Here is an 18,478-nt window from a genome sequence, read left to right as displayed (position 1 = left end):
AGGGGGAAGGGCACCTACAGCAGCAGCCCCGGATCGGCCCCAAGGTCGAGCCCCGGAAAGACCACCCGCTCAACGTCGCCCGCCGCCGTGCCGAACAGCCCCCGGATCACCCAGCCCAGATGCGCGCGGATGTCCCGCGTCGGCATCAGGTCGCGCCGGTCATAAAGGTCCGCCTCGGACAGACCCGGCCAGTCCGTGATGACCCGCCTGCCCTTCACCGCGCCGCCCATCAGCAGCATCGCACCCCCGGTGCCGTGATCCGTGCCGCGATTGCCGTTCAGCCGCGCGGTGCGCCCGAATTCCGTCACCGCCGCCACGACCGTCCGGTCCCAGCCGCCTTCGCCCAGATGCCGCCGAAGCGTCAGCACCGCCACCGCCAGCTGTTCCAGCGCGCGGTCCAGCACCCGGTCCTGCGCCGCGTGCGAATCCCATCCGTTGATGCTGAAACAGGCGACAGAGGCCTCCTTGCGCAGCTTCTTCCCGGCAAACTCCGCCATCCTCTCCACCGCGCCGCGCCCCTTCTGCGCCTGCATGTCCGACATCATCTCGCCCATGGCGGCCTCCGCCCCGCCATCCATCATGATCCCGTCACCATCGTCCCCCGCCAGCGCATAGGCCTCCGCCAACGCGGCGCTCATCGCCGGATCATCCGCCATGACCAGCTGCGCCAGCCGGATCGCCTGCGGCGACAGCGCCAAGTCCACCTCCGGCGACCACCGCGTCACCGGCTGCACGCCCGAGGCAATCGCCAGCGGATCGTTCCCCAGCGCCTGCACCGTCTGTGCCGTGGCGCCGGGCATCAGCCCTACCAGCCGGTTCAGCCAGCCATCCCGCGCCGCGCCCACCTCGACGCCCGCCACCCCGGCCTCCAGCAGATCCTGCCCGTCGAAATGGCTGCGTTTGTCGCGGTAGGGGGTGGACACCGCGTGCACCACGCTCATCTGCCCCGCCTCCCACAGCGGCATCAGCGGCGCCATGCCCCGATGCATCGCCCACATCCCGTCCAGCCCGATCAGCCCCTCCGGCGCGCCCCGCAGCGCCGCGAATCCTGAGTCACCCACCGGAGCAACAACGCCCAGCCCGTCCATGCCGCCGCGCAACAGGATCACCACCAGCCGCCGGTCCCCCGGCACCGAGGCAAAGGACACCGGCACCACCAGGGGCGACGCCGCCAGCGAGCACCCCACCAACCCGTTCAGAAATCCCCTGCGATCCATGCTCACACCCTCTGAAACGCCGCCGAAGCCAGCACCAGACCAATCCCATCCGCCCGGCTCTCCGCCGCGCTTGCCGCAAACCGCACCGCCTCCGGCGCATCCGGCCCAAGCGCCACGTCCACGAACCCACGCGGGTCCGGCAGTTCCGCCAACATCAGCTGAGGCACCGTCACCGCCCATTGCAACCGCGCCGCCACACCCTGAGGCGTCAGCCAGGCCGCATCCTCCTCCGGCAGCCCGTCCGGCCCGTCCGGCTTCTGCCAGACGTGCCCCATCATGCTCAAAGGCCCCTGCATCCGCGCCCGGAACTCCGCCTCGCTCAACCCCACCATCGCCTCATGCGGCATATCCAGCGCGCGACAGGCCGAGGCCATGAAGTCGAATGCGGGTTTGAAATTCCGCCGCTCCGGAGCCCAGGCGGCAGGATGCTCCAACAGCGCGCCATAGACCGCCATCAGGTCACCACCCGACTCGCGCCAGACGTCAGCCACAGACGCCACCAACGCCTCGTCAGGTTCATCCGATACGAAATGCACCACCAGCTTGCGCGCCAGGTGCCCCGCCACCGCCGGATGGTTGGCAATATCGCGCAAGGCCGCCTCGATATCGCGGAAATGCGCGTTCTTCCCGCCACCGTATGTCTTGCCCAGAACCGTCTCTGCCCCCGGCTCGGCCCAGCCCTTCGAAAACTTCCGCCCGTTCTCCGCATCGAAGGTCAGCCCGGTCAGCAGTTCCGCCAACTGCCGCACATCGCCTTGGGTATACGGCCCGCCGACGCCCAGCGTATGCAGCTCCAGCACCTCCCGCGCGAGGTTCTCGTTCATGCCCCGCTTGTCCGGCCGCGCCAGCGTCGCAGGCGAATTCGGCCCGGTGGACCGCGCCTGATCGAGGTATTGCAGCATCACCGGATGCGTCACCGCCTCCACCAGCAGATCCTCGAACCGCCCCGCCACCCGGGGCCTCAACGCGCTCTGCATGTAGGGCGAGGTCGCCCGCCGGATCAGCCCGTTCTTCCCCGTCGCGGTGAAATGATCCGCCCAGAAGAACACCACTCGCTCGCGGAACCCCGTCGCCGTATGCACCCGGCGCGAGATATGCGCCGCCATCCACTTCAGCCAATCCTCCCGCGCCGCGCGCTGCATCAGCTTGATCTGCTTGGCGGTGGCCTTGCCCTCCTCCGTCTCGCGGTTCTTCTTCACGAACTTCGCCAGCCGCTGCTTCTCGGCCATCCTCTCGCGGAACGTCTCGAAATCCTCGATCGGAAAGCGCTCCGCCATGACGTCTGGCGCAACCAACCCCTCCAGCATCGCCGCCACCCCATCGGGGGCCGCCACGCGGGGCGACAAGCCACACCCAAACCTCACCTCCGCCAGTACCGGATCGAACATGCGCGACGTCCCTGCTTCTTTGGTTTTCCAAATACCCTCGGGGGTTCGGGGGCAGAGCCCCCGCCTGTGCCGCAAAGCGCGACGAAACACCCCCAGACTAACGCGCTCCGCGACCCCAGACACAGGAATTTCACACGACAGCGGAACCTTGCCCGCCCCGTCGCGTTGCCTTCCCGAAACCGCGCGAGGAGGCGCGAGAAAACATAAGGGGCCGCACATGACCGACATCTACAGTGCCATCAAATCCGACCACGACCGTCACCGCGAACTGCTCTCGATCATCGAACAGACCTCTGGCGCGTCGGACGAACGCAAAAAGGCCTGGGATGAATTCTACCACGACGTAAAGGCCCACGCCGCCGCCGAGGAAGAAACCTTCTACTCGAAACTCATCTCGAAAACCTGGGGCCAGGACGCCGCGCGCCATTCCGTGCACGAGCACCAGCAGCTCGACGACCTGATGGAAGAGCTCAACGAGATGGACATGTCTTCCTCCGGCTGGCTCAACAAGTTCAAGACCTTGCAGCACGACTACCTGCATCACGTCGACGAGGAGGAAGACGAGGTCTTCACCCGCGCCAAGGAGGTCATCAAGGACTCCGAGATCAAGGGCTACGGCGACCGCTTCCTCAAGCGCAAGCAGGAAGAATCCGGCCTGATCGAAGAAAAGAAGGAAGACGCGCTGGAGGATTGATCTCCCTTCCGCGTGCAACCGGTGGTGCGCATCCTCACGGCACCGCCGCCGCGCCATGCCGACCTTCCCCGGCATGGCGCTTTCTATACGAAAGTAGTGCAAAGTTTCTTTAATTACTGAAAAGATTCAGTAGCTTGTCCGGTTAACAAACCGTTAATTCCGCATGTTTGCGCCCGAAACCTGCCACATTGCATTGCAATCTTTCGTGGCAACGGGGGCGAGACAACAACGGAGAACCGGGGACATGGCAACCCAAGCTGCACTGATGATGGCCTTCGCCATCGTGACGATGCTCCTGCCTTTGATCGTCCTGAAGGAAATGGCCAAGCGGGTCATTTCGAAACGCCGGGGCGAGGATGCCGCCGCCCGCAGCGACGAGGCCGCGCGCTTCGTCATCGTCACCCTGACCGCCGGCGTCATGTGCGGGGCCGTCCTCCTGCTTGGCCCGGACGCGCTCTCGGCCGACATGATCATGGCGTCGCGCTGATCCCCTGAAACGAAAAACCCGGCACCTGCGCGCCGGGTTTTCGCATTCTGCCGCCTCGGGACGGATCACTCCTGCGGGATCACCCGCAGCGACAGTTCCATCAGCTGATCCGTGGTCGGATCGCTCGGCGCGTTCATCATCAGGTCCTCGGCGCGCTGGTTCATCGGGAACATGATGACCTCGCGGATGTTCGAGGTCCCCGCCAGCAGCATCACGATCCGGTCGATCCCGGCAGCACATCCACCGTGCGGCGGTGCGCCGTAATGGAACGCGTTGAACAGCGCCCCAAAGCGCGCCTTCACCTCGTCCGCGCCGTAACCCGCCAGTTCGAACGCCTTCAGCATCACCTCCGGCTTGTGGTTGCGGATCGCGCCCGACACCAGTTCGTAGCCGTTGCACGCCAGGTCGTACTGGAAGCCCTTCACCGCCATGGGATCGCCCTGCAGCGCCTCCATGCCACCCTGCGGCATGGAAAACGGGTTGTGCTCAAAGTCGATCTCGCCGGTTTCCTCGTCGCGCTCGTAGATCGGGAAATCCACGATCCAGGCAAAGGCAAAGCGGTTCTCGTCGATCAGCCCCAGTTCCGCGCCCAGCACGTCACGGGCACGGCCCGCGATCTTCTGGAAGGTCTGCGGCTTGCCACCCAGGAAGAAGGCCGCGTCGCCGACACCCAAGCCCAGCTGCTGCCGGATCGCCTCGGTCCGCTCCGGCCCGATGTTCTTGGCCAGCGGCCCGGCGGCTTCCATCGCGCCATCGGTCTCGCGCCAGAAGATGTAGCCCATCCCCGGCAGACCCTCTTTCTGAGCCCAGGAATTCATCCGGTCACAGAACTTGCGCGAGCCACCGGTGGGGGCGGGCACGGCGCGAATCTCGGTGCCGTCCTGCTCCAGCAGCTTGGCAAAGATCGCAAAGCCCGAGCCGCGGAAATGCTCGGACACGTCCTGCATCACGATCGGGTTGCGCAGGTCCGGCTTGTCGGTGCCGTACTTCAGCGCGGCTTCCTTGTAGGGGATCTGCGGCCAGGTCTCCGGCGCATCCACCGACTTGCCCTTGCCGAACTCCTCGAACACGCCCGCGATCACCGGGGAAATCGTGTCAAAGATGTCCTGCTGCGTGACGAACGACATCTCCATGTCCAGCTGGTAGAAGTCGGTCGGCGAGCGATCCGCGCGCGGGTCCTCGTCGCGGAAGCAAGGCGCGATCTGGAAATACTTGTCGAAGCCCGACACCATGATCAGCTGCTTGAACTGCTGCGGCGCCTGCGGCAGCGCGTAGAACTTGCCCGGATGCAGACGCGACGGCACGAGGAAGTCGCGCGCGCCTTCCGGCGAGGAGGCCGTGATGATCGGCGTCTGGAATTCCTTGAACCCCTTGCCCCACATCCGCTGGCGCATCGACGCCACCACGTCCGAGCGCAGCACCATGTTGTCCTGCATCGTCTCGCGGCGCAGGTCGAGGTAGCGGTACTTCAGGCGCGTCTCTTCCGGGTATTCCTGCTCGCCGAAGACCATCAGCGGCAGTTCCTGCGCCTGTCCCAGCACTTCGAGGTCACGCACGAAAACCTCGACCTCGCCGGTCGGCAGCTTGGGGTTCACCAGCTCCGGGTCGCGCGCCTTCACGTTGCCGTCGATGCGGATGCACCATTCGGAGCGCACCTTCTCCATGTCCTTGAACACGGGGCTGTCGGGGTCGCACAGCACCTGCGTGGTGCCGTAGTGGTCGCGCAGGTCGACGAACAGGATGCCGCCGTGGTCGCGGATGCGGTGGACCCAGCCGGCCAGCCGCACGGTCTCGCCCACGTTGTCCTTGGTCAGGTCGGCACATGTATGGCTGCGATAGGCGTGCATGGTCTCTCACCTCTGGGGGAATGTCTGAAATCGCGCGCGGAGCACCGCGCAGGGGTCAGGCGCGGATACACCGCGCGGACGCACGGAAGTCAAGCGAAACGCCGCTTTTAAGCATGTCCCGGCCCATTCCGGGTCGTTCCACCCTGTCCGGCCACAGGCTGCGCCACATTCCCGCCATAATTGCGCCATCTTCGCGCCCCATTCGAATTACATCTTTCGTATAGGATTTTATTAAACTTTAGCATAAGCCCCGAGGGGTATTCCCATGAGAACCCGAAAGCCACGTCTCATCCAAGGCAAACCCGGTCCCGGCGTGACCGAGGACACCCTGCACACCATTCGCGACCTCATCGCCCAAGATCCGATCTACGCGGACCCGCCGCCCGCGCGTCCAACGGTCAACCACAGCCCGAACGTACCGCAGCGTCCCCGCCGCCGGTTTGAACCGGATGCCACCGCGCCGCCGCCGCGCTACATCTACAGCCGCGACGAACTGGTCCCGCCAGCGCCCCCGCCCGCCCGGGGACCTGCGCCCGTCAAGCAGCGCTCCGGCCTGTCCGGTCTCCTCTCGGGCCTGTTCCGACGCGCACAAAAACTGCATGTGAAACCCTCATAAGGGGAAATGCGCCGCATTTGCCTTAAACGCGCCGTATCTCCGCCACATCCGCGCGCAAAGATGCCTTCGTTTCTCAAGAAAATCTTCCGGAGAACCGAAGATGAGCCACAAGGACTGGACATTGCTGGAGGGCGAGTCGGAGCAAGTCGCGACCGCCGTCACCATGAAAACCATCAAGGAAATCCTTGAGGAGCAGGGGCAGGCGCACCTGCTCGCGCCGCAGCCTGCGGCCGATCCTGCGCCTGTACCGCGCCAACAGGCCCCGTCGCCTGCAGGACCGCAAACGCCGCCCCGTGCGGCGGCCCCGGTACAGCCCCGCCGCCCCGCACCCCGTCCGGAACGCGCCCCCGAATACGCTCCCGTACGTACCGCGGAACCCGCCCCCGAACCGGAACGTCGCGGCCTCGTCGCGCGCCTGTTCAAGCGCGGCTGAACGGCCCGGCCCATCTCCTGCACCTCGGCATTCAACCCTTCTCCGCAGAACGCGGCTTTGAGGGGTTGAACCCACGCCTCGCCTGTCTATAACGCACGACAATTTGGGGACATGACGCGAGTCACGTGCCCCATGCCCCATGCGCCAAAAGCCGTCCAGACGAGGTGACCCATGCCCAAACGTACCGATATCAAGTCCATCATGATCATCGGCGCCGGTCCCATCGTCATCGGGCAGGCCTGCGAATTCGACTACTCCGGCGCCCAAGCGTGTAAAGCGCTGCGCGAAGAGGGTTACCGGGTCATCCTGGTGAACTCCAACCCGGCGACGATCATGACCGATCCGGGCCTGGCCGACGCCACCTATATCGAGCCGATCACCCCCGAAGTGGTCGCCAAGATCATCGAGAAAGAGCGCCCCGACGCGCTGCTGCCGACCATGGGCGGCCAGACCGGCTTGAACACCTCGCTCGCGCTCGAGGAAATGGGCGTGCTGGCCAAGTACAATGTCGAGATGATCGGCGCCAAGCGTGAGGCCATCGAGATGGCCGAAGACCGCAAGCTGTTCCGCGAGGCGATGGACCGTCTCGGCCTCGAAAACCCCAAGGCCGAGATCATCACCGCGCCCAAGCTGCCGAACGGCAAGCGCGACCTCGAAGAGGGCGTGAAGCTGGCGCTGGAGACTCTGGAACACATCGGCCTGCCCGCGATCATCCGCCCCGCCTTCACCCTGGGTGGCACCGGCGGCGGCGTGGCCTACAACCGCGAGGACTACATCCACTTCTGCCGCACCGGCATGGATGCCTCCCCGGTGGGCCAGATCCTCGTGGATGAATCGCTGCTGGGCTGGAAAGAGTATGAAATGGAGGTCGTCCGCGACAAGGCGGACAACGCGATCATCGTCTGCTCGATCGAGAACGTCGACCCGATGGGCGTGCACACCGGCGACTCGATCACCGTGGCGCCCGCGCTGACCCTGACCGACAAGGAATACCAGATCATGCGAACGGCCTCGATCGCCGTCCTGCGCGAGATCGGCGTGGAAACCGGCGGCTCCAACGTGCAGTGGGCCGTGAACCCGGAAACCGGCCGCATGGTCGTGATCGAGATGAACCCGCGCGTGTCGCGTTCTTCGGCTCTGGCGTCCAAGGCGACGGGCTTCCCCATCGCCAAGATCGCGGCCAAGCTCGCCGTCGGCTACACGCTGGACGAGCTGGACAACGACATCACCAAGGTCACGCCCGCATCGTTTGAACCGACCATCGACTATGTCGTCACCAAGATCCCGAAATTCGCGTTTGAAAAGTTCCCCGGCTCGCAGCCGCTGCTGACCACCGCGATGAAATCCGTGGGCGAGGCCATGGCCATCGGCCGCACCATCCACGAGTCGATGCAAAAGGCGCTGGCCTCGATGGAATCCGGCCTGACCGGCTTCAACGAGGTCGAGATCCCCGGCGCGCCCGAGAAATCCGCCGTGGTGAAGGCGCTGTCAGAGGCCACCCCCGACCGCCTGCGCACCATCGCCCAGGCCATGCGCCACGGCCTGACCAACGACGAGATCCAAGGCGTCACCGCCTATGACCCGTGGTTCCTCGCCCGCATCCGCGAGATCGTCGAGGCCGAGGAAGACGTCCGCAAGAACGGCCTCCCCGTGACCGAGGACGGTCTGCGCCAGCTCAAGATGATGGGTTTCACCGACGCCCGTCTGGCCGAACTGACCGGCCGCGACGAGGGCCAGGTCCGCCGCGCCCGCCAGAACCTCGGCGTCAACGCCGTGTTCAAGCGCATCGACACCTGCGCCGCCGAGTTCGAGGCGCAGACCCCCTATATGTATTCCACCTACGAAGAACCCATGATGGGCGAGGTCGAATGCGAGGCGCGCCCCTCGGACAAGAAGAAGGTCGTCGTCCTCGGCGGCGGCCCCAACCGCATCGGTCAGGGCATCGAGTTCGACTATTGCTGCTGCCACGCCTGCTTCTCGCTGTCCGCGCAGGGCTACGAAACGATCATGATCAACTGCAACCCGGAAACCGTGTCGACCGACTACGACACCTCGGACCGGTTGTACTTCGAACCGCTGACCTTCGAACACGTCATGGAAATCATGCGGGTCGAGCAAGCCAACGGCACGCTCCACGGCGTCATCGTCCAGTTCGGCGGCCAGACGCCCCTGAAACTGGCCAACGCGCTGGAAGAGGCCGGGATTCCGATCCTCGGCACCACGCCGGACAGCATCGACCTGGCCGAAGACCGCGACCGCTTCCTCAACCTCGTCAATGAACTGGGCCTCAAGCAGCCCAACAACGGCATCGCCTCCACCGACGAAGAGGCGTTCAAGATCGCCGAGAAAATCGGCTTCCCGCTGGTGATCCGCCCGTCTTACGTGCTGGGTGGCCGCGCCATGGAAATCGTGCGCGACATGGACCAGCTGAAACGCTACATCCGCGACGCCGTGGTGGTGTCGGGCGATAGCCCCGTCCTGCTGGACTCCTACCTCTCCGGCGCCACCGAACTGGACGTCGACGCGCTCTGTGACGGTGAAAACGTCCACGTCGCAGGCATCATGCAGCACATCGAAGAGGCCGGCGTGCACTCCGGCGACTCCGCCTGCTCGCTCCCGCCCTACTCCCTCTCCGCCGAGCTGATCGAACAGGTCAAGGAGCAGACCAACGCGCTAGCAAAGGCGCTGAACGTCGTCGGCCTGATGAACGTGCAGTTCGCCATCAAGAACGGTGAAATCTACCTGATCGAGGTCAACCCGCGCGCCTCCCGCACGGTGCCCTTCGTCGCCAAGGCCACCGACAGCGCCATCGCCTCCATCGCCGCGCGCCTCATGGCGGGCGAGAAGCTCTCGGCCTTCCCCCTGCGCGAAGGCTACGCCGCCGACGCCGACTACGACACCGACATGCCCATCGCCGACCAGATGACCCTGGCCGACCCGAACATGCCGTGGTTCTCGGTCAAGGAGGCGGTGCTCCCCTTCGCCCGCTTCCCCGGCGTCGACACGATCCTCGGCCCGGAAATGCGCTCGACGGGCGAAGTCATGGGCTGGGACCGCTCCTTCCCCCGCGCGTTTTTGAAGGCCCAGATGGGCGCAGGCACCCACCTCCCCGAAGAGGGCACCGTCTTCGTCTCGATCAAGGACGAGGACAAGACGCCCCTCATGGTCGAAGCGGCGCAGACGCTGGCCGACATGGGCTTCAAGATCATCGCCACCGGCGGCACCGCGGGTTTCTTCAAGGACCACGGCATCGCCTGCGACGTGGTGAAAAAGGTCTACGAAGGCCGCCCGAACATTGTCGACCTGATGAAGGACGGCGGCGTGCAACTGGTCCTGAACACCACCGAAGGCGCGGCGTCGGTCGAGGATTCACGCGAAATCCGCTCCGTCGCGCTTTACGACAAGATCCCCTACTTCACCACGGCAGCCGGCGCCCATGCCGCTGCGCTGGCCATCAAGGCCCGGGGTGAAGGGGAGCTGGTGGTGAAGTCTCTTCAAGGCTGACCCCTAGGCGGAGACCGCGATTTTTCCGGAAAAATCGCCGCCCCGCCCCCGCCGAAAGCGGTCGACAAAACAAAAGGGCGGGGATTTCCCCGCCCTTTGCCATTTTCAGGATATCGTGGGTTCAAAACCTCAAATCAAACGACCGGACCAGCGATACCGACACTGTCCCGGCGTCCCGCGACTGGACCACTGGGGAGTCCCCCGCGTCGCCCACAAGGCGGGTCCAGCCGACGGAGCCTTGCACCGCCCAGACGTCGCTCAGATCGTGGCGGACACCGAACTCCAGCCCGACCTTGTACAGCCCGCCGTCCGCGTCATAGGCCGACAACCCAGCCCCCGCAGGCACGTCGAAATAGGTGTTCACATATTCCGCATCCGCGAACGACAGGCGCGGGCCAAAGCGGAACTCCGTCGCGCCGCGCTCTGCGATCATGTCCGACCCGAGGTCGCCCACCACGCCCTCGTGCCCGGTGACGCCCTTGCGCACCGCTGCCCAGGCTTCGGCGTTCTGCCAACGGTAGGACACCCGGCCGCCCAGCTCGAACGCCGCGTCCACGTCCTTGATCCCGGCCAGCCGCGCGTGATCTTTCGCCGTGCGCTCCGGCAGTGCGCGGAAGGACGGGCCAAAGCCGAACCCCAGCCCGTCGCCCCGGTCGATATCGAGTCCGAACATCTTAAAGGTTGTTACCGACCCCGTCAGCGCCGGAGCGGGCACATATTCATCCGAGCCCTCGTAGGCCGCGTAGGACTGCACCCCAAGGCCCACATCAAACGCCAAAGCGCGCTCCTGTGCGAGGGCAGGGGCGGCGGAAATAGTTAACAACAGGGGCAGGGCGAGACGCATCGAAGGCTCCGGGCAGCAAGGTTCACACCTCCAGATAGCATTCTTGCGGTCCGAAACCACGCGATTTCAGCTGAGTCGCAGGGGGAAATCATGGAAATATCAATCATCCGGTAGGAAAGATTGCCAACCGGCCGGTTTATGCCCCCAAACCGGCCGGGACTCACCTTTAAAATTGGTTAATGCGTCATGGTTAAGCCATCGCCCGCCGCATTAACCCTTCGCCTCTCCACAAGGCCGCGCCGCTCTGCTAGACCGCCGTCAGAGCAGCACGGAGGCACGCCCATGAAACCCGTCATCCTCACCATTCTCGACGGCTGGGGCCTGCGCGAGGACACCGCGAACAACGCGCCCGCGCTGGCAAATACCCCGACACTTGATCGGCTTATGGCAACCTGCCCCCATGCCACGCTCATCACCCACGGCCCCGACGTAGGCCTGCCGACCGGGCAGATGGGCAACTCCGAAGTGGGGCACACCAACATTGGCGCGGGCCGCGTGGTGGCCATGGACCTCGGCCAGATCGACCTGGCGATTGAAGACAAAAGCTTCTTTGAAAACAAGGCGATCCTTGATTTTTGCATGGCTGTTAAGGATGCCGGAGGCGCGGCGCACATCATGGGCCTGACCTCCGACGGTGGTGTCCATGCCCACACCGATCACCTGCTTGCCGCCGCAAAGATGCTGACGGATCAAGGGCTTGAGGTCAAAGTCCACGTCATCACGGACGGCCGCGACGTGGCCCCGACCTCGGCTGCGGATCAGGTGGCCCAGTTCGAAAAGGCGCTGCCCGAAGGCGCGAAAATCGTAACGGTTTCAGGACGTTACTACGCCATGGACCGGGACACCCGCTGGGACCGTGTTGAGAAATCTTACCGCGCCGTTATCGACGCCGACGCCCCCGGTCAACCCGATGCCGTGACCGGCATAAAGGCGAGCTATACCTCTGATAAGGCTGATGAATTCATCCTTCCCTTCATCATCGAAGGGTATCAGGGCATGGCACAAAACGACGGTCTGTTCTTCATCAACTTCCGCGCCGACCGCGCCCGCGAGATCCTCGCCGCCATCGCGGATCCGTCCTTCGACGGCTTCGATCGCGAGCCCAAAAAGCTCTCTGCCTTGCTCGGCATGGTGGAATATTCCGACAGCCACAACGCCTATATGACCACCGCCTACCCCAAGCGCAAGATCGTCAATACGCTGGGAGAATGGGTTGCGAAACAAGGTCTTAGCCAGTTCCGTCTGGCTGAGACGGAAAAGTATCCGCATGTCACCTTCTTCCTGAACGGCGGCAAGGAAACCCCCGAGCCGCACGAAGACCGCTTCATGCCGAAATCGCCCAAGGTGGCGACCTATGACCTCCAGCCCGAGATGAGCTCGGGCGAGGTGACGGAGAAATTCCTCGAAGCCATTGATAACGCTTACGATCTTATCGTGGTGAACTACGCCAACCCGGACATGGTCGGCCACACTGGTGATCTGGATGCCGCGATCAAGGCTTGCGAGGCAGTGGACCGTGGATTGGGACAGGTGGTTGATAAGCTTGAGAAAACTGGCGGTGCGCTGCTGGTCATCGCCGATCACGGCAACTGCGAGACCATGGTCGACCCCGAAACCGGCGGGCCGCACACGGCGCATACGACCAACCTCGTTCCCGTGATCCTCTACGGCGCGCCAGAGGGCACGCAGCTGAACAGCGGTCGCCTCGCCGACGTTGCGCCGACGCTGCTGCAGTTGATGGGGCTGCCGCAACCGGATGAAATGACAGGGAAAAGCCTGATAAAGTGAAACGTCTCGCGCTCATACTTGGCCTGCTGACGACTCCCGCCATTGCGCAGGATGCGGGCGAGGCCGCGCGCCGGGCCGCGCAGGATCTGGAGGCCGCTTCGGTCCTGCTCGACAGCGCCGAGGACGCAAAAGACAGGGTTGCGGCGCTGACGGACACCATCCGCGCCTACGAGGACGGACTGGCCGCCATGCGCGAGGGCCTGCGTGGCGCCGCCATTCGGGAAACGGAACTGACCCGCAAGCTGGCCGCGCAGGAGCAGGAGATTTCCCAGCTTCTGGGCGTACTTACGGCAATGAGCGGTCGGTCCGCGCCCGGCGCGATGCTGCATCCCCAGGGGCCCTTGGGGACGGCGCGATCAGGTATGCTTGTCGCGGCTGTGACACCCGGGCTCGCACAGCAGGCCGCCAACCTGCGCGCCGATCTCGAAGAGGTCAGTGCCCTGCGCGACATCCAGCAGAACGCGGCACAGACGTTGGCCGAAGGTCTCGCCGGCGTTCAGCAGGCGCGCACCGAGCTGAGCCAGGCCATTGCCGACCGCACCGACCTGCCGAAACGCTTCACCGAAGACCCGGTGCGCACGGCGATCCTGATCTCGGCAACCGAGACATTACAAGGGTTTGCCTCCGGCCTCAGCCAGATCGCCGAGGAGGAGGACATCCAGCCGATGCCCGATATCCAGGCGCTGAAGGGCACCATTCCCCTGCCTGTGCGCGGCGTCGTGCTGCGGCAGGCGGGCGATCCGGACGCGGCGGGTGTGTCGCGCCCGGGGATTGTGCTGGCGACGCGTCCCGGCGCGCTGGTCACCGCGCCGACCGCCGCAACGATCCGCTACAACGGGCCGTTGCTGGATTACGGTCTGGTAACCATTTTGGAACCTTCTCCGGATGTATTGTTCGTGCTTGCGGGCCTGGACACGGTTTACGGCGAAATCGGCCAGGTTCTGCCAGCGGGCAGCCCCATCGGTCTGATGGCCGCCCCCACAAATGCGTCATCTACGGGTGAAGGGGGTGGCGCTGGCCGTTCGGAAACGCTTTACATAGAGGTCAGACAGGGCGACGCGCCCGATGATCCACTGCGATGGTTCGTAACCGACAAGGGATGAGATATGCAGAAATTCGTGATGGCCGCCCTTGCGGGCACTCTGGCCTCGGTGGTGGCGACCACGCAATTCGTCGGCCCGCTTCTGGCCCAAGAGGAAACCCGGCCCTCCAGCGTCTATGAACAGCTTGACCTGTTTGGTGACATCTTTGAACGCATCCGCGCGCAGTATGTCGAGGAAGTTGACGAGCGGGACCTGATCGAAGCAGCCATCAACGGTATGCTGACCTCGCTTGATCCGCATTCGTCCTACCTGCCGCCCGACGACGCAGCCGACATGCGCGTGCAGACGCGCGGCGAATTCGGCGGTCTCGGCATCGAGGTCACGCAGGAAGAGGGCTTCGTCAAGGTCGTGTCTCCGATCGACGGCACGCCCGCGATGGAGGCCGGGGTCGAAGCCGGTGACTTCATCACGCATGTCGATGGCGAGTCCGTTCTGGGCCTGACCCTTGACGAGGCAGTCGACCTGATGCGCGGTCCGGTGGGTTCCGAGATCGTCATCACCGTCGTGCGCGAAGGCGAAGAAGAACCCTTTGACGTCTCGATCATCCGCGACACCATCAAGCTGACCGCCGTGCGCGCCCGCACCGAGGGCGAGACCGTCGTTCTGCGCGTGACCACCTTCAACGACCAGACCTACCCGAACCTTGCCGATGGCCTGGCCAAGCAGGTCGAAGCCGCCGGTGGCATGGAGAACGTCAATGGCGTCGTGCTGGACCTGCGCAACAACCCGGGCGGTCTGCTGACCCAGGCGATCCGCGTCTCCGATGCTTTCCTCGAGAAGGGAGAGATCGTCTCCACGCGTGGCCGCAACCCGGCGGACGGTGACCGTTACAACGCCACGCCCGGCGACCTGATCGAGGGCAAGCCCATGGTCGTGCTGATCAACGGCGGCTCCGCCTCGGCCTCGGAAATCGTGGCCGGAGCGCTGAAGGATCATCACCGTGCGATCATCGTGGGGACGAAATCCTTCGGCAAGGGCTCGGTCCAGACGGTCATGCCGCTGCGTGGCGACGGTGCGATGCGCCTGACCACGGCGCGTTACTACACGCCGTCGGGCCGCTCGATCCAGAACCTCGGCGTGTCGCCCGACATCGTCGTGGAACAGCCGCGCCGCGATCCCGCTGCCGAGGAGGAGGACGATACGCCCACCAACCGCTTCTCGCGCTCCGAAGCGGACCTGCGGGGCAGCCTCGACAATGACTCGCTGACCGAGGACGAGATCAAGCAGATCGAGGAAGACCGCGCCAAGGCCGAACAGGCCGCCAAGCTGCGGGACGAGGATTACCAGCTGGCCTACGCCATCGACATCCTCAAGGGCCTGTCAAAGCTGGCGCCGCAGGAATGAAACGGGTAGGGCGGGGATCATCCCCGCCCTTTTCTTTTCGAGGCTGTTCATGAGCAAAACCAAGACCCTGACCGCCGAAGACATCGCTGCCCTGCCGTATCGCCGCAACGTCGGTGTCATGCTGGTGAACGCGGCAGGTCACGCCTTTGTCGGCACCCGAACCGACCGCAAGCCGCATGAGGCGCCCGCCTGGCAGATGCCGCAGGGTGGCATCGACAAGGGCGAGGACCCCCGCACCGCCGCCCTGCGCGAACTGACCGAGGAAACCGGCGTCACGCCCGATCTCGTGACCATCGAGGCGGAAACCGACGGCTGGATCGCCTACGACCTGCCGCACGATATGGTCCCGAACATCTGGAAGGGCCGATACAAGGGGCAGGAACAGAAGTGGTTCCTCATGCGCTTTCATGGCCAGGACAGCGACATTCGGCTGGATGCCGACGACCATCAGGAATTCGAGGACTGGCGCTGGTCGCCTGCCGACGAGGTGATCGAGAACATCGTGCCCTTCAAGCGCGCCGTCTACAAGCAGGTCATTGCCGCCTTCCGGGACAGGCTCTGATGCGCTGGCTGGCGGCCCTCATGTTGAGCGCCTCGCAGGCCGCCGCCCTGTCCTGCCTGCCGCCCGACCCGGTGCGCACCTTTCTTGAAGTCGACGCCGCACCGGAACGCTGGGGCGCTGCCGTGGGGCGGCTCGACTTCGACGAAAGCCGCCTGCCGCAGTCGCACAAGGACATGACCAACACCCCGCCCGAGACCTGGCTGCGCGCGCAACTGGTGGGGCGCACATTGGACACCGACGGCTGGACGAAGCCGTTTCAGGGCAACGTCGCGCTCAAGGTCCAGTGCTTTGGCCCGTGGTGCGCGCTGCCGAAGAGCGGCGTGACCTACCTGATGTTCCTGCAACGCGAACCCACGCGCCATGTCGCCACGGCAGACCCCTGCGGCGCGTATATCTTCCCCAATCCCTCGCGCGAGGATCTGGACCGCGTCTACCAGTGCTTTGCGGGCGGGGCCTGCACGCCCCGCCAGTAGGCCTCAGCGCAGCTTCTTCAGCAGCTCCATCGAGGCATAGCCGTCGGGCACCAGTCCCTTGCGCGCCTGATAGCCCCGGATCGCCGCTACGGAATTCGGCCCCAGCCGGCCATCCACGCCGCCAGTGGAAAAGCCCACCGCCGTCAGCCGCGCCTGCAACTCCTTGCGCTGCTCGCTGGTCAAGGGGCTGTCCCCGCGCGGCCACTCGCCCCGGAAGGGCGCGCCGCCACCGATCCGATCCGCCAGATGCCCGACTCCCAGCGCATAGGCGTCGGCGGCGTTATAGCGCTTGATGACACGGAAGTTCTTGAACACGAGGAAGGCCGCGCCCCTGTGCCCCGCAGGCAGCAGCACCCGCGCCGCGCCATGGTCCGGCACCGGGCGGCCATCCATGCCGATGACTCCCATGGCCGCCCATTTCGACGGCATCCGGTCGGTGTCCATGGTTGTATAGTCGAACCCTTGCGGCAGCCGCACCTCGACCCCCCAGGGCATCCCGCGCACCCAGCCGTTCCTGGCGAGGTAATGCGCGGTCGAGGCCAGCGCATCCGCCGGGTCATCCCCCCAGATATCGCGCCGCCCGTCGCCGGTGAAATCCACCGCCAGCGCCTGAAAGGACGTGGGCATGAACTGCGTATGCCCCATGGCCCCGGCCCATGAGCCCTTCATGTTCGCGGGCGTCGTATCCCCGGCCTCGAGGATCTGGAGCGCTGCAACCAACTGCTTTTCAAAGAACTTCGCGCGGCGACCGTCATAGGCAAGGCTCGCCATGGCCTCGACGACATTCTCCGTGCCCCTGTGCGACCCATAGGCGGATTCCATGCCCCAGACTGCCAGCACGATCTTCTTGTCTACACCATAGGTGCGCTCGATCCGGTCCAGCAGGGCAGCATGCTGGCGCAGCATGGCGCGGCCGTTATCCACTCGCGACTCAGACGCCGCGCTGTCGAGGTAGGACCAGATGCCCTTCACGAACTCGGCCTGCTTCTGGTCCTTGGCCACGATCGCCGGGTCGAATGTCACCCCGGCAAAGGCCCGGTCAAAGGTCCGCCCCGACACGCCCTGCGCCAGCGCGCGTGGGCGGAACCCGTCGATCCAGCGATGGAACCCGGCGTCATTGCCGCCGTTGGGCGAAACCTTCGAGGCCTGCGGCACCTGCGATGTCACTTCAGCCCTCGGACGCAGCGCCGCTGGCCGCACGAAGGGCCTACGCGACACGGCGGGGGCCTGAACATCCACGTTCATCCCCACGGCGCGGCTCACGACCTCCTCGACGTCGCGCACGACGATACGGTCCCGCGCCTGCGGGCGCAGCGAGGTCTCCACGGGATTTGCATACAGGGGCGACAGGCCAAGGACGCAAAGCCCCAGCCCCCGGCTGATGTGCCTGATCATGACGATGTGATTCCGCTCGTTTTGTTTTGCCGCCAGTGTAACGTGGTTAAAGCGGCCTGCGAAGGGGGATCACCCCCATTGGCGGATCCTCGCGTCCATCCGTTCGCGGTAGTCCCGCAGCAGCGGCACCCGTTCGGGCCGGAACGACCGCCCCGCCCGCGCCAGCGCGCCCATGCGATCCAGCCGGAAGGCCCTGAAATCACGCCGCAAAAGACACCAGGCCAGCAGGCAATGCGAATTGTCGAACAGCATGATCGCCAGCGGCTTGACCTCGCGCCGGGTCGCCGCGCCGTCCTTGTCGGTGTAGTCGAATGTCACCTGTTCCTCGTCCCAGCAGGCGCGGCGCAATTCGCGCGCGTCGATGGTGGGGGCCGGGGGCGGGGCAAAACGATGCGCCGTCAGCACGGCATGACGCAGCCGGTGCGCCTGCCGCTCGGGCAGCCGCGCGCGCAGCTTGGTCAAGGCAGTCTGCGCCGCCTCGGCCAGCGCCGGGTCGCCCACGGCAGCCACCTCCTTCAGCCCGAGGATCAGCGCCTCCAGTTCCTCGTCGTCGAACCCCAAAGGCGGCAGATGCGCGTCTTCCACCAGCGTGTAGCCATAGCCGGCCTCGCCGTCGATCACTGCCCCCAGCTCGCGCAGGGTGTCGATGTCGCGGTACAGCGTGCGCGGCGAGACTCCCGTCTCGTCCGCCAGTTGCTGCGCCGTCGCAGGCGAGGGCAGGCGGCGCAAGGCGGTCATCAGCTGGAACAGGCGGTGGGTTCTGGACATGCGCTCAACATCGCC

The 18,478-nt window shown here is 65.2% G+C and carries 16 protein-coding genes; 10 read left to right on the top strand and 6 right to left on the bottom strand.

Annotated elements, in window-relative coordinates:
* Positions 1–14 precede the first annotated feature (14 nt).
* Positions 15–1,217 carry a DUF1501 domain-containing protein gene (locus tag ACP16H_RS11330; protein WP_425072401.1) on the bottom strand — a complete coding sequence of 401 codons (1,203 nt, stop codon included), beginning with the start codon at positions 1,215–1,217 and terminating at the stop codon, positions 15–17.
* 2 nt (positions 1,218–1,219) lie between these two features.
* Positions 1,220–2,605, bottom strand: a complete 1,386-nt coding sequence (locus ACP16H_RS11325; protein WP_425072400.1) for a DUF1800 domain-containing protein — start codon at positions 2,603–2,605, stop codon at positions 1,220–1,222.
* A gap of 217 nt (positions 2,606–2,822) precedes the next feature.
* Here ACP16H_RS11325 and ACP16H_RS11320 point away from each other — a divergent pair, with 217 nt between their 5' ends.
* Both ACP16H_RS11320 and ACP16H_RS11315 read left to right on the top strand, forming a co-directional pair.
* Complete coding sequence (locus ACP16H_RS11320; protein WP_425072399.1) at positions 2,823–3,299, top strand: hemerythrin domain-containing protein; 477 nt, start codon at positions 2,823–2,825, stop codon at positions 3,297–3,299.
* A gap of 244 nt (positions 3,300–3,543) precedes the next feature.
* Positions 3,544–3,786 carry a hypothetical protein gene (locus tag ACP16H_RS11315; protein ID WP_425072398.1) on the top strand — a complete coding sequence of 81 codons (243 nt, stop codon included), beginning with the start codon at positions 3,544–3,546 and terminating at the stop codon, positions 3,784–3,786.
* A 65-nt stretch (positions 3,787–3,851) separates the two neighbouring features.
* On the opposite strand, the gene aspS is transcribed toward ACP16H_RS11315, so the two are convergent.
* On the bottom strand, positions 3,852–5,633 hold the full coding sequence (gene aspS, locus ACP16H_RS11310) for an aspartate--tRNA ligase (protein WP_425072397.1): 1,782 nt from the start codon (positions 5,631–5,633) through the stop codon (positions 3,852–3,854).
* A 265-nt stretch (positions 5,634–5,898) separates the two neighbouring features.
* On the opposite strand from aspS, the gene ACP16H_RS11305 reads away from it, so the two are divergent.
* The 3 genes from ACP16H_RS11305 (at position 5,899) to carB (ending at position 10,186) form a co-directional block, all read left to right on the top strand.
* Positions 5,899–6,249, top strand: a complete 351-nt coding sequence (locus tag ACP16H_RS11305; RefSeq protein WP_425072396.1) for a hypothetical protein — start codon at positions 5,899–5,901, stop codon at positions 6,247–6,249.
* Between the two features lie 100 nt (positions 6,250–6,349).
* A complete protein-coding gene (locus tag ACP16H_RS11300) occupies positions 6,350–6,682 on the top strand; it encodes a hypothetical protein (RefSeq protein ID WP_425072395.1) in 333 nt (110 codons plus the stop codon).
* A 171-nt stretch (positions 6,683–6,853) separates the two neighbouring features.
* A complete protein-coding gene (carB, locus tag ACP16H_RS11295) occupies positions 6,854–10,186 on the top strand; it encodes a carbamoyl-phosphate synthase large subunit (RefSeq protein WP_425072394.1) in 3,333 nt (1,110 codons plus the stop codon).
* A gap of 121 nt (positions 10,187–10,307) precedes the next feature.
* Here carB and ACP16H_RS11290 read toward each other — a convergent pair whose 3' ends face one another.
* Positions 10,308–11,030: a MipA/OmpV family protein gene (locus tag ACP16H_RS11290; RefSeq protein ID WP_425072393.1), complete on the bottom strand. Its 723-nt coding sequence runs from the start codon at positions 11,028–11,030 to the stop codon at positions 10,308–10,310.
* A 282-nt stretch (positions 11,031–11,312) separates the two neighbouring features.
* Between ACP16H_RS11290 and gpmI the strand changes: the two genes are divergently transcribed.
* The 5 genes from gpmI (at position 11,313) to ACP16H_RS11265 (ending at position 16,300) form a co-directional block, all read left to right on the top strand.
* Entirely contained in the window at positions 11,313–12,818 is a 1,506-nt protein-coding gene (gpmI, locus tag ACP16H_RS11285) for a 2,3-bisphosphoglycerate-independent phosphoglycerate mutase (RefSeq protein ID WP_425072392.1), read from the top strand.
* Positions 12,815–13,921, top strand: a complete 1,107-nt coding sequence (locus tag ACP16H_RS11280; protein ID WP_425072391.1) for a murein hydrolase activator EnvC family protein — start codon at positions 12,815–12,817, stop codon at positions 13,919–13,921. The genes gpmI and ACP16H_RS11280 overlap by 4 nt, the downstream gene beginning before the upstream one ends.
* Before the next feature lie 3 nt (positions 13,922–13,924).
* Positions 13,925–15,265, top strand: coding sequence for a S41 family peptidase (locus tag ACP16H_RS11275; protein WP_425072390.1), 1,341 nt, complete (start codon positions 13,925–13,927; stop codon positions 15,263–15,265).
* A 67-nt stretch (positions 15,266–15,332) separates the two neighbouring features.
* Positions 15,333–15,827, top strand: a complete 495-nt coding sequence (locus ACP16H_RS11270) for an RNA pyrophosphohydrolase (RefSeq protein WP_425072472.1) — start codon at positions 15,333–15,335, stop codon at positions 15,825–15,827.
* Positions 15,827–16,300: a hypothetical protein gene (locus ACP16H_RS11265; protein ID WP_425072389.1), complete on the top strand. Its 474-nt coding sequence runs from the start codon at positions 15,827–15,829 to the stop codon at positions 16,298–16,300. Before ACP16H_RS11270 ends, ACP16H_RS11265 begins: the two co-directional genes overlap by 1 nt.
* A 3-nt stretch (positions 16,301–16,303) precedes the next feature.
* Here ACP16H_RS11265 and ACP16H_RS11260 read toward each other — a convergent pair whose 3' ends face one another.
* On the bottom strand, positions 16,304–17,695 hold the full coding sequence (locus ACP16H_RS11260) for a lytic murein transglycosylase (protein WP_425072388.1): 1,392 nt from the start codon (positions 17,693–17,695) through the stop codon (positions 16,304–16,306).
* A gap of 69 nt (positions 17,696–17,764) precedes the next feature.
* Positions 17,765–18,463 carry a helix-turn-helix transcriptional regulator gene (locus ACP16H_RS11255; RefSeq protein WP_425072387.1) on the bottom strand — a complete coding sequence of 233 codons (699 nt, stop codon included), beginning with the start codon at positions 18,461–18,463 and terminating at the stop codon, positions 17,765–17,767.
* Positions 18,464–18,478 lie beyond the last annotated feature (15 nt).

The organism is Sagittula sp. S175, assembly GCF_049800975.1.
GTDB lineage: Bacteria > Pseudomonadota > Alphaproteobacteria > Rhodobacterales > Rhodobacteraceae > Sagittula.
This window is presented reverse-complemented; position numbering and strand designations above follow the sequence as displayed.

What these genes read in the sequence shown, in the direction of transcription:
- ACP16H_RS11330 (WP_425072401.1), bottom strand. Translation starts at nt 1,217, where the DNA reads ATGGATCGCAGGGGATTTCTGAACGGGTTGGTGGGGTGCTCGCTGGCG.
- ACP16H_RS11325 (WP_425072400.1), bottom strand. Translation starts at nt 2,605, where the DNA reads ATGTTCGATCCGGTACTGGCGGAGGTGAGGTTTGGGTGTGGCTTGTCG.
- ACP16H_RS11320 (WP_425072399.1), top strand. Translation starts at nt 2,823, where the DNA reads ATGACCGACATCTACAGTGCCATCAAATCCGACCACGACCGTCACCGC.
- ACP16H_RS11315 (WP_425072398.1), top strand. Translation starts at nt 3,544, where the DNA reads ATGGCAACCCAAGCTGCACTGATGATGGCCTTCGCCATCGTGACGATG.
- aspS (WP_425072397.1), bottom strand. Translation starts at nt 5,633, where the DNA reads ATGCACGCCTATCGCAGCCATACATGTGCCGACCTGACCAAGGACAAC.
- ACP16H_RS11305 (WP_425072396.1), top strand. Translation starts at nt 5,899, where the DNA reads ATGAGAACCCGAAAGCCACGTCTCATCCAAGGCAAACCCGGTCCCGGC.
- ACP16H_RS11300 (WP_425072395.1), top strand. Translation starts at nt 6,350, where the DNA reads ATGAGCCACAAGGACTGGACATTGCTGGAGGGCGAGTCGGAGCAAGTC.
- carB (WP_425072394.1), top strand. Translation starts at nt 6,854, where the DNA reads ATGCCCAAACGTACCGATATCAAGTCCATCATGATCATCGGCGCCGGT.
- ACP16H_RS11290 (WP_425072393.1), bottom strand. Translation starts at nt 11,030, where the DNA reads ATGCGTCTCGCCCTGCCCCTGTTGTTAACTATTTCCGCCGCCCCTGCC.
- gpmI (WP_425072392.1), top strand. Translation starts at nt 11,313, where the DNA reads ATGAAACCCGTCATCCTCACCATTCTCGACGGCTGGGGCCTGCGCGAG.
- ACP16H_RS11275 (WP_425072390.1), top strand. Translation starts at nt 13,925, where the DNA reads ATGCAGAAATTCGTGATGGCCGCCCTTGCGGGCACTCTGGCCTCGGTG.
- ACP16H_RS11265 (WP_425072389.1), top strand. Translation starts at nt 15,827, where the DNA reads ATGCGCTGGCTGGCGGCCCTCATGTTGAGCGCCTCGCAGGCCGCCGCC.
- ACP16H_RS11260 (WP_425072388.1), bottom strand. Translation starts at nt 17,695, where the DNA reads ATGATCAGGCACATCAGCCGGGGGCTGGGGCTTTGCGTCCTTGGCCTG.
- ACP16H_RS11255 (WP_425072387.1), bottom strand. Translation starts at nt 18,463, where the DNA reads ATGTCCAGAACCCACCGCCTGTTCCAGCTGATGACCGCCTTGCGCCGC.